Origin of the sequence: Paenarthrobacter sp. MSM-2-10-13 (assembly GCF_011605365.1) — a bacterium.
Taxonomy (GTDB): Bacteria; Actinomycetota; Actinomycetes; order Actinomycetales; family Micrococcaceae; genus Arthrobacter.
In genome coordinates this window covers 447000-462079 of record NZ_JAAOXO010000003.1, presented here as the reverse complement: position 1 = coordinate 462079, position 15080 = coordinate 447000, and the positions used below count along the sequence as shown (strand labels likewise).

The following is a 15080-nucleotide window of genomic DNA, read 5'->3' as shown; positions in this document are numbered from 1 at the left end:
CAGGAGGTTGGCGCCTTCGCATGGTCCTGCGAAGAGGGACGCGATGAGGTGGCCACCCGGGGCCGCGACCGCCGACACGGATACCGGCCAGTATCTGCTGCCATGGGGTGCGGTTGATGTCGCCTTGAGCAGATGAACCTCGACGACGGTGTACGCAGCTCCGCTTCTTTGGGGAGTTTGGATTGTGGCTGCTTGAGGTGTTGGTGTTGTCTAGCCGAAGAGTTTCTTGCCGATTTTCGCGAAGACGCCTGGTTCTTTGGATGGGTCGATGATTTGGGGTTGGGCGGAGAAGTCGGTGCCGGTTTCGGTGACGGGGAGGCGTTTGTTGGCCCACTCGACCATTTTGAGTTGTGGGTTGTAGACGGGTGGTGTGATGCCTTCGGCGCGGAACACCGTCCACATCCACTGCGGTATGTTGTCCAGCGTTCTCGGGAACGCTTTGAGGTCCTGGAACAATGTCAGTGCGTCCGCCGGACGATCAGGAATTCCATCGTCGTTGTCCGGCCTAAAGAGTTCAAAATCGAAGGTTTCGAGTCTGCCGTCCGAGTCAGGATAGAGGTAGACCTTGCAGCTGGTCCATGTGCCTTTACCTTGGACGTACGACTCGCGACGGATGTCTTCGAGCCAATGTTCCATGGACTCGATGGAGAAGTCTTGAAAACTATGGGCGAAGCCCCATACGCCGTCACGACGGATGTCCTCGCTGCGCCGGCTCCAGGCCCGATGCATCACGGTCGTGCTGATGATTTCTTCAGCACCGAATCCTAGGCCGCCTTCGGCAAAAGCCTCTGCGCGCAGTCTTTGAAGACCAGTGACCACTTCTACCCCAGAAATTCGTGTTCCAATCATCATTCGAATGCCTCCTCGGAAAGTGGAAGGTCGGGAAAATGTTCTGACCTTTTTTCTCCGGAGCCGAACCAGTGAGTGACCTTTGACGATTCAGGCAGTCCGGGTTTTGGTCCGGGGACGGCTTCTACTTTTAGCTGTAAGTTTAGGGGTTGTCCGGTGTCGACGCGGTGGAGGGCGTTGGTCATTAGCTCTCGTTCGAGTTGGTAGAAGGCCAGGGTGTTGGCGGGTAAGTTGGGGGTTCCGTGGCCGCGGTTTTGGAACATGAGTTGGGCCAGGAGGTTGGCGCCTTCTCCTGGTCCTGCGAAGAGGGATGCGATGAGGTGGCCACCCTCGTAGCCGCGACCGCCGACACGGATACCGGCCAGTATCTGCTGCCATGCGCTGCGGTTGATGTCGCCTTTGAGCAGTCCGGTGATGTGAGCCTCGACGACGGCGTACGCAGCTCGGCTTCACCGCAAAGCTTGGATTGTGGCTGCTCTTTGTGACTGTTAGTGCTGACGGGCGCTCCGTCCGGCGTTGGTGCTGGCTATCCGCCGAAGAGTTTTTTGCCGATCTTCGCGAAGACGCCTGGTTCCCTGGATGGGTCAATAATCTCCGGTTCGACAGAGAAATCCGTGCCACTGTCGGTGACGGGGAGGCGTTTGTTGTCCCAATCGACAGTATTTAGTTGGGGGTTGTACACCGGGGGCGTCTGAGCATCTGTACGCAGAGCAGTCCACATCCATTCCTGAATATTGTCTAATGTGCGGGGAAATGTCAGGAGATCCATCTTGACGGCCTGCCCTGATGCTGGGCCGGTGGAATCTTTCGGATCACCGAACATGCCGCGAGTCAGAATCTCGTAGTCGAATGCCTCTATGCGCCCTTCGTTGGACGGGAAAAGGAATACTCTGAAGGTTTTCCATGTGCCGAGGCCTGGAACATAGAGTTCACGTCTGACTTCCATCAGCCAGTAGTCAAGGAGCTCGGGTGGGAAATCGGTTTGCCAGTCCCGACCACCCCACTGACCGTCGCGGCAAACATCGACGTAGCGCCTCGATGTATCTTGAAACATCAGCGAGGTGCTTATGACTTCCTGTGCGCCGAAGCCTAGTCCGGCCTTGGAGAAAGTATGCTCCTGGAGGCGAGCTAGTCCCTGTCGAATTAGAGGGCTATCCACCACGGAATCTTGCATCAGGGCCTCACTATTTCGGGGACTCAAGATTTGGGAAGAAATCATCTTGAATCAAGTCCTTGTCAAACGAATGGGACACTTTGAGTCCACTGGGCAGACCGGGTTTTGGTCCTGGGACGGCTTCTACCTTTACACGCAAGTCTAGGGGTTGTCCGGTGTCGACGCGGTGGAGGGCCTTGGTCATCAGCTCTCGTTCGAGTTGGTAGAACGCCAGGGTGTTGGCGGGTACGTTGGGGGTTCCGTGTCCGCGGTTCTGGAACATGAGTTGGGCCATGAGGTTGGCGCCTTCTCCTGGTCCTGCGAAGAGGGACGCGATGAGGTGGCCGCCCTCGTAGCCGCGACCGCCTACACGGATACCGGCCAGTATCTGCTGCCATGCGCTGCGGTTGATGTCGCCTCGAGCAGATGAACCTCGACGACGGCGTACGCGGCTCCGCTTCTTCGGGGAGTTTGGATTGCGGCTGCTCTTTGTGACTGTGTTAGTGCTGACGGGCGCTCCGTCCGGCGTTGGTGCTGGCTATCCGCCGAAGAGTTTTTTGCCGATCTTCGCGAAGACGCCTGGTTCCAGTGTGGGGTCAATGACGACCGGTTCTATGCTGAAATCAGTTCCTCGGTCGGTAACTTGCCTGCGACGGTTCTTCCAGTCCACAGACTGGAACTCTGGATTGTAGATGGGAGGGATAATTCCTTCAGCTCGAAATATCTCCGACATCCAGGACGGAATATTGTCTATTGTCCTCGGAAAAGCTTTAAGGTCGCGGGCCCATGTCTTTACGTCCGCCGGCCGGTCCGGGATTTTAGTGGGCTTCTCGGGCCGTATAATTTCCTCATCGAAAACTTCGATGTAATTATCACCCGATTGTGAAACTCGTATGACGCAGATCGTCCAAGTACCCTGGCCGACGACATAGGACGAACGTCTCAGCTCGTACATCCAATTGGTGGTAGCCTCTTCGGAAAAAGTTACCGAAAAGTCCTGACTCTGAGGCACTCCCCGAAGCCAGGTGGCCTCTGTCATCCGGGACCAACCTGCGTGCAGTACTGCCGATATCTTGATGTCATCAGCAACAAAGCCAGCTCCGCTCGGCGAGAAGGCCTCCTTGTGTAATCGTTCAAGTCCTGTCGCTACTTGCGGAGAATTAAGTCTGAATGCTTGTGGCAATTTCTACTCTTCCGTATCAGGCAAATTATCAAATCTGTTGATTTCGATTTCCTCTGTTGAGTCGAACCGATTTCTGACTACCACGCTGCTAGGCAGGCCGGGCTTTGGTCCTGGGACGGCTTCTACCTTCAGACGCAAGTCTAGGGATTGTCCGGTGTCAACGCGGTGGAGGGCCTTGGTCATGAGGTCTCTTTCGAGTTGATAGAAGGCCAAGGTGTTGGGGGTACCGTGGCCTCTGTTTTGGAACATGAGTTGGGCCAGGAGGCTAGCGCCTTCGTGTCCGCCGAAGCGGCGGCCGGCAAGTATTTGCCGCTAGGCGCTGCGGTTAATGTCGCATTTGAGCGGCCCAACAGATTGTGGGGCCTCGACGGCGGCTTACGCAGCTCCGCTTCTTCACAAAACTTGGATCGCGGCTGCCCTGGGTGACCGTACTGGTGCGGACAGGGCGCGTTCGTGTCCGTATTGAAGCCTAGCTGCCGAAGAGCTTCCGGCTGATTTTCGCGAAGACACCTGGTTCTTTGGATGGGTCTATGATTTCAGGTTGGACGGAGAAGTCGGTGCCATTTTCGGTGACAGGAAGGCGTTTGTTGGCCCACTCGACCATTTGCAGTTGAGGGTTGTAGACAGGGGGTGTGATGCCTTCGGCGCGGAACACCGTCCACATCCACTGCGGGATGTTGTCTAGCGTGCGTGGGAACGCTTTCAGATCCTGGAACAATGTCAGTGCGTCCGCCGGACGATCGGGGATGGTTGTTTCATGGGCGGGTCTGAGGAGTTCCACGTCGAAGACCTCAAGTCTGCCGTCCGAATCTGGATAGAGATAGACCTTGCAGCTGGTCCACGTTCCAAAGCCTAGGACGTACGACTCGCGGCGGACTTCCTCTAACCAATCAATCATGGACTCGCGGGAAAACTCCAAGGAGAAGCTACGCGGTCCCCAAACACCGTCTCGCAAGATTGTCTCAGTTTGTTGGGACCAGGCCTGATGAATGACCGAGGTACTTATAACTTCTTGGGCACCGAATCCCAGGGCGCCTTCGCTGAAGGTCTCGCTCCTCAACCGGGTGAGGCCTACTAGCACGGAGGGTCTGGAAATGATTTCGCTGCTGCTCAAAGTGACTCCTTCTGCTCCATGGGCAAATTCGGAAAACGGCGAGTCGTTGATGTCTCCGCGTCGAACCGGAATGTAACGTCCACCCTGTCGGGCAGCCCGGGTTTTGGTCCTGGGACGGCTTCTACCTTTACACGCAAGTCTAGGGGTTGTCCGGTGTCGACGCGGTGGAGGGCCTTGGTCATCAGCTCTCGTTCGAGTTGGTAGAACGCCAGGGTGTTGGCGGGTACGTTGGGGGTTCCGTGTCCGCGGTTCTGGAACATGAGTTGGGCCATGAGGTTGGCGCCTTCTCCTGGTCCTGCGAAGAGGGACGCGATGATGTGGCCGCCCTCGTAGCCGCGACCGCCTACACGGATACCGGCCAGTATCTGCTGCCATGCGCTGCGGTTGATGTCGCCTTTGAGCAACCCGGTGATGTGTGCTTCGACGCTCTTGGGCTTGGCGAAGTCATCGGTGATGATCGTGAAGTGGTTTTCCAAGCCACCGTCGGTTTTCGCGACGACGTTGTAGGTGACATTGGGCATCCGCTTGTTCAATTCAACGGACCAGGCACCCTTGACGCCAGCGTACGTGTCTACGCGTTCGACCCGGCCTGTGGCATCCGTATAGAACCGTTCAAGACTGTCGTCCGTGAGGCCGCCGCTGGAATCTGGCATTTTGGTGCGGTTGTCCACGATGTACAAGGTGTTGGGTTCCAGCCCGGTCTTGGCTGGCGAGGTTGCCGTGCGCCACTCGGGAATGCTCATCAGCGAAGTCCACCACCGGTTTCTCTTCCCCGCATGCGTCGCAGGAGACGCTGGGTTGCGTCTCAAGTGTCCAGTCGGTGGCGGCCCAGTCGCTATAAGCGTCAAACAGGATGTCTTCATCCAGCGTCTCCCCACAGGCAGGGCAGGGGGGAGGGCCGAAATTCTCTCCCATGGAGTAACCATCCCGGTCATGAATCAGGGTCAAATTGCTGGTTCCCTTTGCGAGCCCTCGCTCAAGGGCCCGCGGTCCGGGTGTCAGGCAAAGACCCTCCACCCAATCGGACTCCCGTTCGGCACCCACCCATCCGGTGGTTACCAGCCATTCCTGAAGCCGACGGACGGCACTGTCCGCTTCCGCTGAAGATGCAGAAAGATCCACCAGGTACCAGATGTGTAAGCTCACGGTTCAGCCCCTCAAAAGGCGACTACTCGTCTGGATACTATCCAACCTGCGCAGCGACTTACGGGCACTGAGGGTTAGCTAGTGTCTGCCTGGGGTCCGCGCCATCAGAGCCTGAAGGTCTTCGGCAACCTTAGCTACCTCTCGCTGCCGGGAGGTGCGGACAGGCTTGGATCCATGTGTGGCTTGGCGAGCCGGCCTGTTGTTAGTGCGGCTTTGGCGGTGGACCTGAGGATCGCGGACAGGTGCGTCAACGGCGACGGCGCCCTGCAAGGGATCGTGGAAAAGAGGGAAGCTCATAATTTCGATCCTGACAGAAGCGGCCGGATGCTGATATGGACAGATGCATACGGTAGCCGGGGGCTGCTGTGCAGATGTCCATCGAGCCGCCGCGGTTCAGGTGCGCGGCCCCGAGCCTAGCCCCACAGTGCCTTCTTCAACAGCGCCCTCAGCTGCGTGTTCTCTTCCTCGCTGAGTGCCGCGAGTTGCGTCCGCTCGCACTCTTCCAGTCCTGCCCTCGCCTTGGTGTGGATCCGGCGTCCTTCGGCGGTGGAGACGATGATCTTGGCACGCCGGTCCTGCTTGCCTTGGGCTCGTTTGACCAGCCCGCGGTGCTCCAGATCGTCCACCAGGCTGACAACTTGGCTCGGATCCAGGCTAAGGAAATCGGCGAGCTCGCGTTGTGTGGGTTCCAACCCGCTGCACGCGAGCGTGAGCACGGAGAATGACCGTTCCCGGAGTCCGTAGTCGGCCAGGGCTTTGTTGTTGAGCAGTGATCCTGTGGCGTGCAGTTTGGCCAGCAACAAGCCCACGTCACTGCCGATTTTTGCTGCGGCGAGGCGCGGGGTTTCCACTTCGGTGCTTTGCGGGCCCATGACAACTCCAATAGTAATGAAAAACAATCGTTGACTTTTTCAATGATCCGTATTCTCATTGATCATGACAAGGATCTCACGATGCAGTGGGATCGGCCTCACCGGCTCAGGCCGGTTACTGCATGCGAAGGAGCACGCCATGAGCTTGAACGGCAAGGTTGCAATCGTCACCGGGAGTGGACAGGGTCTTGGACTCGCTTACGCGAGGGAGCTCGCCCGCCAGGGTGCCGCCGTCGTTATTAACGACGTGAACGCCCAGACCGCTGCGGACGCTGTCGCCCAGATCGAGGCCGACGGCGGACGCGCCACCGCTGTGGTGGTTCCGGTGGGCACCACTGACGCCGCGAAGGCCCTGGTTGCAGGTGCTGTAGAAGCCTTCGGTCGGCTGGACATCCTGGTCACGAACGCCGGTATCCTGCGGGACAAGAGCATTCTCAAGATGACCGACGAGGACTTTGACCTGGTCATCAACGTGCACCTGAAAGGGACGTTCACTTGCGTTCGCGAGGCCTTCGCGTACTTCAAGGAGAACGGCATCGCCGGCCGGATCATCACCATCGGCTCGCCCACCGGGCAGCGTGGCAACTTCGGACAGACTAATTACGCCGCTGCCAAGGCCGGGATCGTGGGCATGGTCCGGACGTGGGCGCTGGAAATGAAAAAGGCCGGCGTGACGGTGAACTCCGTGATCCCCGTGGCGGCAACGGCCATGACCAAGACGGTCCCGTATTTCCAGAAGGCCGTGGAGGCGGAGGAACGTGGCGAGGCCATGCCGTCCTTCTTCCGCCATGATCTCGGTTTTGGAACGGCCGACGACGTCGCCGGGCTGATTGCCTTCCTCGCCTCTGATGCGGCTGCCGGCATTACCGGCCAGGCAATCGGTGCCGGTGGCGACCGGCTGCAAGTCTGGACGCACCCGACGGCGGCCACCACCGAGTACCGCGATGGCGGCTGGAGCTACGAGGCCCTGCAGGAAAATGCCGACTCGCTGTTTGGTCCGCAGGCGCTGCAGAGCTTCGGCGAGGAATTCCTGCCGCTGCCTGAGGAACTCCGGCCCGAGCCGGTGGCTGTACCTTCGCAGGCGCGCTGATCATGGCCGACCGTTACGAGCTCGGCATCGACGCCGCTGCCCTGGATGCCATCGATATGCATGTCCACCTCGAAGTGGACAGCTGCGGGCACGGCTCGCTTCCGGAAGCGTTGACGGAAGCGTCGGCGAAGTACTTCAAGTCCGAGGACAGGACCCCGTCACTGGACAGGATCGCCGAGGTGTATCGCGAACTGAACATGGCCGCCGTCGTCTTCACCGTCGACGCCCGGACCCAGCTCAAGCATGAGCCCAACAGCATCCCCGAGCTGATTGCCGGAGCTGCGCGGAACAATGATGTGCTGATTCCTTTCGGCAGCGTTGACCCGCGGACGGGGGAGGACGCGATCGCGGGGGCAAAACACCAGGCTGTGGAGCTGGGTGCCCGGGGTTTCAAGTTCCACCCTTCGCTGCAGGGCTTCGACCCGTCCAACGAGGCGTTCTACCCGTTGTGGGAGACGCTCCAGGAGTTGGGGCTGCCATGCATTTTCCATACAGGCCAGAACGGTATGGGCGCGGGTCTTCCGGGCGGGTACGGGATCAAGTTGGCGTACTCGAATCCGCTGTTGCTGGATGCCGTGGCGGCTGATTTCCCGGGGCTGCAGATCATCATGGCGCACCCTTCCGTGCCGTGGCAGGATGAGGCGAACTCGATCGCAACGCACAAGTCCAACGTGTTCATCGATCTCTCCGGGTGGTCGCCCAAGTACTTCCCGGAATCCCTGGTTCGGCTGTCCAACTCGGTGCTGCAGGACAAGGTGCTGTTCGGCACGGACTTCCCGCTGATCACCCCGCAAAAGTGGTTGAGGGCGTTCGCGGACCTGCCGTTGAAGGACGAAGTCCGACCGAAGATTCTCAAGGACAACGCAGTCAGGCTGCTCGGGTTGGGTGGTTGAGATGAGCGTGAGTGTTGTGGATCAGAGGCTGTACACGGTGGCAGATTGGTACGACGCTGAAGCACTCCTCAGCACGGAGGAACGTCAGGTCCTTGGACGCCTGCGGACCTTCTTGGACGCCGAAGCCAAGCCCTTGTTGGCCGAGTACTGGGAGAAGGGGGAGTTCCCCGAGCAACTGGCCCGGCCGTTGATTGACCTGGACCTGATGGAACCGGCCGACGTCACTGTTGAGGCCCCTGCGCGGGGGATTTACCAAGGCTTCCGGATCTTCGAACTGGCCCGCACTGATGCCTCGTTGGCAACGTGGTACACGGCACAAGCCGGTTTGTTCCGGACCGCCATCCAGGTGGGAGCCTCCGAGGCACAGCAGAAGGAGTGGATGCCCAAGGTCATCGACTTCTCCCTCAAAGGCGTCTTCTCGCTGACAGAACCGGAGCACGGCTCGGACATCGCCGGCGGGCTTTCCACCACCGCACGCTTCGAACCAGACCCAGGGACAGAGGCCGACGGCGGCAGCTGGGTTCTGGACGGCGCCAAGCGGTGGATTGGGGGCGCCTCAACGGCGGATGTGTTGTGCGTGTTCGCCCGCGACGTCGCGGACGGACAGGTCAAGGCATTCCTCGTGGACAGGACCGCCGCAGGGGTCAGCTTGGAGAAGATCCACGGTAAGACCTCGCTGCGGATGATGCAGAACGCCCACATCACCCTGGACAATGTTCGCGTATCCGAGGCAATGCGTCTGCACAACGTGAACTCGTTCAAGGACGTGGCCGCCATGCTGCGGGCGATGCGATCGGACGTTGCGTGGATCGCCACCGGGATCCAAGCAGGCGCGTTCGAAGCTGCCCTGGCGTATGTGAAGGAACGCCAACAGTTCGGCCGTTCCCTGGGGTCGTTCCAGCTGGTCCAGGAAAAACTGGCACGCATGCTCGGCAACATCACTGCCAGCTTGTCGTTGGTGGTGCGGTTGACCGAGCAGCAGAGCTGGGGGATCTATCGGGACCAAGACTCGGCCCTGGCCAAAATGCAGACGTCCCTGATGATGCGCGAAACCGTCGCCTTGGCCCGCGAAGTGGTTGGCGGTAACGGCATCACCCTCGCGGCCGACGTCGCACGATTTCATGCAGACGCGGAAGCCGTCTATTCGTACGAAGGCACGCACGAAATCAACGCCCTCATTGTCGGCCGCGCCCTCACCGGCGACAGCGCCTTCACGCGCTAACACCCACTGAGAGAACCACAACACCAACAACACAGGAGGCAAAGATGCCCAATCTCGTCGTCGATTTCGACACCCTGCTCACCATGTCCGGCAAGGACCTTGGCACCACCGACTACCGCGAAATCACCCAGCAGCAGATCAACCTGTTCGCTGACGCAACCGACGATCAGCAGTGGATCCATACCGACCCGGAACGCGCCAAGGACGGCCCGTTCGGCGCTCCGATCGCGCACGGTTTCCTCACCCTGTCCCTGATCATCCCGTTCTGGGGCGAGCTCTTCGACGTCGAGGGCGTGACCACCAAGGTCAACTACGGCCTGGACAAGGTCCGTTTCACCTCGCCGGTCAAGGTCGGCTCGAAGGTCCGAATGCAAGGCAGCATCGCCGAAGTCAGCGAAGTCAAGGGCGGCGCCCAGATCAAGGTCAACGCCACCATCGAAATCGAAGGCCAGGAACGCCCCGCCGTCGTCGCCGAGTTCCTCGCCCGTTTCTACAAGTAGGAACCGCTTCTACAAGTAGACATCCACCCCCTTTCCCTCCTCTCCCAAGGAACAGCCATGTCAGGACACACTGCGCTCGCACAGTCGAGCACGGCCGCTAAGCGCAAAGAGGCGCGCACGGTCATCATGTCCAGCTATCTGGGCAGCACCATCGAGTTCTACGACTTCCTGCTGTACGCAACTGCGGCAGCGGTTGCCTTTCCCAAAGTGTTCTTCGCCGGTACAGATGAGTGGGTGGGCGTGGTCGCGGCTTATGCCACGTTCGCGGCGGGTTATGTTGCCCGGCCTCTGGGCGGTATCATCTTCGGGCACTTCGGTGACCGCATTGGCCGCAAGGGCATGCTGATCGTGTCCATGGCCATGATGGGCATCGCTTCGACGTTGATTGGTCTAATCCCGGGAGCCAACGTCATTGGTCCTTGGGGCGCCGTGATCCTGGTGGTCTTGCGTGTTTGCCAGGGAATCGCCGTCGGCGGTGAATGGGGCGGGGCAGCGCTCATGGCCCTGGAGCATTCGGATCCCAAACGTCGCGGGTTCGCGGCATCGTTCGTCAATGCCGGTGCCCCGACGGGCGCAGTCCTCGGCACCGTTGTCATGGGCATTTTCTCCGCACTTCCCCAGGATGCATTCCTGGCCTGGGGCTGGCGAGTTCCATTCCTGTTGTCCTTCGTACTCCTGATAGTCGGCATGTTCGTCCGGCTCAGGGTCTCCGAAAGCCCAATCTTTGCCGAGGCCGTGGCCAAGGAAAGCGCCCAGGACACCAAGCGCAAGATCCCGCTGCTGGAAGTGCTGAAGCGTCCCAAGGCACTCATCATGATCATGTTTGCCGGTGCTGCCGGCTTCGGCCTCCAAGTAGTGCTGCCCACGTTCTCCGTCACCTATGCAGTGTCCAAGGGAGCACCACAACAAGGTGTGCTCTATGCCTTCGCGGGCGCCTCAGCCATCTCCATCCTGTTCGTCCTTTTGGGCGGTAGGCTCTCGGATCGCTTCGGCCGCCGTCCGGTCATGGTCACCGGCCTGGCCCTGTTCATCCTTTACTTGTTCCCCATGTTCGGGATGCTGAGTTCCGGCAACATCGGTGTGGTCTTCCTGGCCTTCACTGTGGCGCTGGTTCTGCATTCGTCCCTCTATGGTCCGCTGGCCGCGTTCGTGTCCGAGCAGTTCGGCACCACTAACCGCTATACCGGCGCAGCCGTCGGCTACCAGTTGGCAACACTGATTGGCGCGGGCTTCACACCCGGCATTGTGGCGAGCCTCTACAAGGACGCCGGCCAGAGCATCGTTCCCGTGGTGGTGTTCCTGTCCGTCATGTCGCTGGTATCGATTGTCTTCATCCTGCTGACGCGGGAATCTAAGAACAACGACCTCTCTACGGTCAGTTAGGAGTACCGCACCATGGACAACAACGGAGTTGGATCCTGGCTGCACCGGCGCCGGATCAAGTCCGGTACCAAAACTGCCATCATTTCCGGTGAGCACACTGTGAGCTACGCGGAACTCGCAGAACGGACCGATCGCCTGGCCAACGCCCTTAAGGACAGGGGCGTGACCAAGGGGGACAGGGTGGCTTACCTCGGTGAGAATCACCCGTCCTTTGTGGAGACGTTCTTCGCCTGCGGGCTGCTGGGCGCCATCTTCGTCCCGTTGAACACCCGCTTGGCTGCCCCGGAGCTGCAGTATCAACTGCAGGACTCCGGTGCGCGGCTCCTTATCAGCGCGGAATCCTTGGAGGTCCTCGCCTCCGCGTCCTGCACTGACACCGACGTAACCCACCGTCTTGTAGTGGCGCCCGACGACGTCACCGACGGTTACGCGCTCAAGCTGCCATCCGGCGTCGAGCACTATGGCGAGGTGCTTGACGCTGCAAACGCGGCGCCGCTGGATGAAGCGGTGACCCTTGAAGACGGCGCCATGATCCTCTACACCTCCGGCACCACCGGCAAGCCCAAAGGTGCTTTGCTGACACACGGCAACATCACCTGGAACTGCTTCAACACGGTGGTGGACATGGACCTGAACCGCAATGACGTCGCGCTCATGATCTCACCACTGTTCCACGTGGCATCCCTTGATATGGGTTTGCTTCCCATGCTGCTCAAGGGTGCCACCGTGGTGCTTGAAGCCAAGTTCGACGCCGGCCGGGTGCTGGAGCTGGTGGAGCACCACAAGGTCACCACACTCAACGGCGTCCCCACCACCTTCCAGATGCTCTGTGACCATCCGGGATGGTCGACGGCGGATCTCAGCTCCCTGGACAAGCTCACCTGCGGCGGTTCTGCCGTTCCGCAGCGGGTGCTGGATGCGTATGAGCGGCGCGGCATAGGTTTCACCAGCTGTTATGGCATGACGGAAACCGCGCCGGGGGCCACCATGTTGCCGGTATCGAGGTCCAAGGAAAAGGCAGGCTCCGCCGGGCTTCCGCACTTCTTTACAGACGTGCGGATTGCCGATCCGTTGGGTGGTCTTGCTGCAGTTGGCGCCGTGGGGGAGATCCAAATCTCCGGACCCAACGTGATCAAGGAGTACTGGAACCGGCCCGAAGCAACCGTCGAAAGCTATTCCGAGTCCTCTTGGTTCCGCTCCGGCGACATGGGCTACCAAGACGCAGAAGGCTTCTTGTTCGTTTCGGACCGCATCAAGGACATGATCATTTCCGGCGGGGAGAACATCTACCCGGCCGAAGTGGAAGCTGCCATCGCAGAATTACCGGCCGTGGGGAGTGTGGCCGTGATCGGCATGGATGACAACAAATGGGGAGAAGTGCCCAGGGCGATCATCACATTGCGCGACGGTGCGTCCCTGACCGAAGAGCAACTGCGCTCGCATCTGGAGGGCCGGTTGGCACGGTACAAAATCCCCAAGTCAGTGGTATTCGTTGAGGAGATGCCACGAACCGCCAGCGGGAAGATCCGGAAGATGGACCTCCGAAAGCACTACGCGCAGTGACGCTTGACCGTATTCAATGTCGCCTGTCGTGGCAAAGAATATGCTGTCTCAGGGAAAGCCGCACCGACGAAATATTGCGTTACCAAGCTAAATCCGGGTTAATTTCCTCCATCGAACTGCCTAATTCGGTGTAAGGGCATTACGATAGGCACGACTCACACACTGAGCACGAAGCTTCATCACGACTCACCTAACCCGGGGGATATACCAATGACCAGTTACCCGCAACAACCTCAGCAAACCGAGCAGTACGGCGTCCAAGCCGGCGAACCGCCGCTGTGGGCACCCTATTACGGCGCTCCGATCGGCGCGGCCGTCAAGCGTTTCTTCAAGAAATACACCGCATTCAGTGGCCGCGCGAGCCGCAGCGAATACTGGTGGGTCGCCCTTGCCTTGGGCGTGGTTGGCTTTGTCCTGCAGCTCCTCACCGGCATTCTCGGTGCAGCCGGATCCACCACCACCAGCAGCGGCACGGTTCCCGGCCCGGGAGCCGTGGTGGGCATCATTCTGATCTCCGTGTTCTACCTGGCGGTCCTTATCCCGTCCATCGCCCTGCTGGTTCGTCGTCTCCACGATGGCAACTTCAGCGGCTGGCTGGCCCTTCTCGGGCTCATCCCGTTCGTGGGTGGACTTGCCATCCTGGTCTTCGCGCTCCTGCCGTCCAACCCGGCCGGCCAGCGTTTTGATCAGCCGACTGCATAGTCAGCCACATAGCAAGTAATTCGTTTCACAGAAAAGGGCGGCACCTCGCGTGCCGCCCTTTTTCATGCCCTTCTTCGGACAATTTTCGGGCGTCACGTGCCCTAAAAGCGGCACGCGTGACATGCTGTGACTGATTCGGGCCCACCCAAAGACGAGGACTGCCATGCCCCACCCTCCACGCATAAGAACCATCAAACGCTGCGCCGTGGTGGGTGGCGGGATCATCGGCATTGCAGTGGCGAGGGAACTGACCAACAGGCTCGAGGGCGTCCAGGTCACCGTCTACGAAAAGGAAGACCGGCTCGCAGCACACCAGACCGGACACAACTCGGGGGTGGTGCACGCAGGCCTGTACTACGAACCCGGCGGGCTGAAAGCAAAACTGTGTCGCAGGGGAGTGGAGCTGCTGCAGGAATTCTGCGCCATGAAGAACCTGCCCTATGAGGCGTGCGGCAAGTTGGTCATTGCCCAGACACCCGAGGAATCGGATCGCTTGGACAAGATTTTCGCCCGTGCCACGGCCAACGGGGTCCCGGGCGCAAGGATGCTGCGGGGCGAGCAGCTACGCGAGGTGGAGCCGAACGCCGTCGGGCTTTCCGCTCTTCACTCGCCGGAAACGGCGATCGTTGACTACACGGCTATCACCAACGCGCTCGCCGACGACGTCCGTAGTTCGGGCGGAAGCATCCGGCTCAGGCAGGAAGTTACCAGGCTTGAGCAACAGCACAGCGGCGTGGTGGTCAGTACCAGGGATGGCGGCGAACATTACGACCTCGTGGTGGTGTGCGCGGGCCTTCAATCGGATCGCGTGGCCGAAGCGACGGGTGAACCGGCTACCCCAAGGATCGTGCCGTTCTTTGGGCAGTACTTCCTGCTGGGTGAGGAGGCCCGGGATCAAGTTCGCGGGCTGATTTACCCGGTGCCGGACCCAAAACACCCCTTCCTCGGTGTCCACCTCACCAAACGCATCGACGGTGAAATGATGCTCGGTCCAAATGCATTCATCTCCTTCGGCCGTGAGTCTTACTCGTGGAATGAGGTGAATGCCCGCGACGTACTGAACTACACGCTGTTTCCTGGATTCTGGAAATTTGCCAGGCAGAATGTGCCGTCAGCTGTTCGTGAATTCCAGACCGTAGTGAGCAAGAAAAAGTTCATCCGCGAGGCCGTGCGCTTTGTGCCGTCGCTGGAAGGCGCCACCATTCTTCCGGGCACCCGGGGCGTGCGCGCGCAGGCCATGAACGGTGACGGTTCGCTGGTGGACGACTTTGTCATCGCACGACGCCGGGACACGGTCTTGGTGCGCAACGCACCTTCTCCCGGGGCTACTTCGTCCATGGCCATAGCGGAGTACATCGTGGAGAAGGCTTTGCGGGACTGAGGAGTTAACAAACTGGTGATCCAACGGAA

General features: G+C 59.9%; 17 protein-coding genes. 10 read left to right on the top strand and 7 right to left on the bottom strand.

From position 1 onward, the window contains the following. Positions 1–210 precede the first annotated feature (210 nt). Positions 211–852, bottom strand: a complete 642-nt coding sequence (locus HAV21_RS10435; RefSeq protein WP_142936513.1) for a hypothetical protein — start codon at positions 850–852, stop codon at positions 211–213. A 239-nt stretch (positions 853–1091) separates the two neighbouring features. Between HAV21_RS10435 and HAV21_RS22250 the strand changes: the two genes are divergently transcribed. Beyond that, a complete protein-coding gene (locus tag HAV21_RS22250; protein ID WP_223941934.1) occupies positions 1092–1334 on the top strand; it encodes a hypothetical protein in 243 nt (80 codons plus the stop codon). A 41-nt stretch (positions 1335–1375) separates the two neighbouring features. Here HAV21_RS22250 and HAV21_RS10425 read toward each other — a convergent pair whose 3' ends face one another. Continuing rightward, positions 1376–2023, bottom strand: coding sequence for a hypothetical protein (locus HAV21_RS10425; RefSeq protein ID WP_142936531.1), 648 nt, complete (start codon positions 2021–2023; stop codon positions 1376–1378). Between the two features lie 148 nt (positions 2024–2171). Between HAV21_RS10425 and HAV21_RS22245 the strand changes: the two genes are divergently transcribed. Further along, on the top strand, positions 2172–2432 hold the full coding sequence (locus tag HAV21_RS22245) for a hypothetical protein (RefSeq protein ID WP_238703235.1): 261 nt from the start codon (positions 2172–2174) through the stop codon (positions 2430–2432). A 108-nt stretch (positions 2433–2540) separates the two neighbouring features. Here the strand turns inward: HAV21_RS22245 and HAV21_RS10415 are convergent, their stop codons facing one another. From HAV21_RS10415 to HAV21_RS10395, 5 genes are all read right to left on the bottom strand, one after another. After that, positions 2541–3185 (bottom strand): hypothetical protein, encoded by a 645-nt coding sequence (locus HAV21_RS10415; RefSeq protein WP_142936512.1) that lies wholly within the window; start codon positions 3183–3185, stop codon positions 2541–2543. A 469-nt stretch (positions 3186–3654) separates the two neighbouring features. Next, the gene (locus tag HAV21_RS10410; RefSeq protein WP_166841627.1) at positions 3655–4299 is read right to left on the bottom strand and encodes a hypothetical protein; all 645 of its coding nucleotides are present in this window, start codon (positions 4297–4299) and stop codon (positions 3655–3657) included. Next, complete coding sequence (locus tag HAV21_RS10405; protein WP_160147610.1) at positions 4296–5042, bottom strand: DNA/RNA non-specific endonuclease; 747 nt, start codon at positions 5040–5042, stop codon at positions 4296–4298. Before HAV21_RS10405 ends, HAV21_RS10410 begins: the two co-directional genes overlap by 4 nt. 481 nt (positions 5043–5523) lie before the next feature. Next, positions 5524–5742: a hypothetical protein gene (locus tag HAV21_RS10400; protein ID WP_142936509.1), complete on the bottom strand. Its 219-nt coding sequence runs from the start codon at positions 5740–5742 to the stop codon at positions 5524–5526. Positions 5743–5858: 116 nt separating this feature from the next. Next, complete coding sequence (locus HAV21_RS10395; RefSeq protein ID WP_166841626.1) at positions 5859–6317, bottom strand: MarR family winged helix-turn-helix transcriptional regulator; 459 nt, start codon at positions 6315–6317, stop codon at positions 5859–5861. Between the two features lie 139 nt (positions 6318–6456). Here HAV21_RS10395 and HAV21_RS10390 point away from each other — a divergent pair, with 139 nt between their 5' ends. The 8 genes from HAV21_RS10390 to lhgO all read left to right on the top strand — a co-directional run bounded on the left by HAV21_RS10390 (position 6457) and on the right by lhgO (position 15051). Further along, entirely contained in the window at positions 6457–7407 is a 951-nt protein-coding gene (locus HAV21_RS10390; protein ID WP_166841625.1) for an SDR family NAD(P)-dependent oxidoreductase, read from the top strand. Between the two features lie 2 nt (positions 7408–7409). Further along, entirely contained in the window at positions 7410–8300 is an 891-nt protein-coding gene (locus tag HAV21_RS10385; RefSeq protein ID WP_166841624.1) for an amidohydrolase family protein, read from the top strand. Between the two features lies 1 nt (position 8301). Then, positions 8302–9522, top strand: a complete 1221-nt coding sequence (locus HAV21_RS10380; RefSeq protein WP_166841623.1) for an acyl-CoA dehydrogenase family protein — start codon at positions 8302–8304, stop codon at positions 9520–9522. Between the two features lie 44 nt (positions 9523–9566). Continuing rightward, the gene (locus HAV21_RS10375) at positions 9567–10022 is read left to right on the top strand and encodes a MaoC family dehydratase (RefSeq protein WP_166841622.1); all 456 of its coding nucleotides are present in this window, start codon (positions 9567–9569) and stop codon (positions 10020–10022) included. Between the two features lie 57 nt (positions 10023–10079). Next, positions 10080–11405 carry an MFS transporter gene (locus HAV21_RS10370; RefSeq protein WP_166841621.1) on the top strand — a complete coding sequence of 442 codons (1326 nt, stop codon included), beginning with the start codon at positions 10080–10082 and terminating at the stop codon, positions 11403–11405. Positions 11406–11417: 12 nt separating this feature from the next. Beyond that, complete coding sequence (menE, locus tag HAV21_RS10365; RefSeq protein WP_166841620.1) at positions 11418–12968, top strand: o-succinylbenzoate--CoA ligase; 1551 nt, start codon at positions 11418–11420, stop codon at positions 12966–12968. A 210-nt stretch (positions 12969–13178) separates the two neighbouring features. Further along, positions 13179–13670 (top strand): DUF805 domain-containing protein, encoded by a 492-nt coding sequence (locus HAV21_RS10360; protein ID WP_142936501.1) that lies wholly within the window; start codon positions 13179–13181, stop codon positions 13668–13670. Between the two features lie 163 nt (positions 13671–13833). After that, on the top strand, positions 13834–15051 hold the full coding sequence (gene lhgO, locus HAV21_RS10355) for an L-2-hydroxyglutarate oxidase (protein WP_166841619.1): 1218 nt from the start codon (positions 13834–13836) through the stop codon (positions 15049–15051). Positions 15052–15080: the final 29 nt, after the last annotated feature.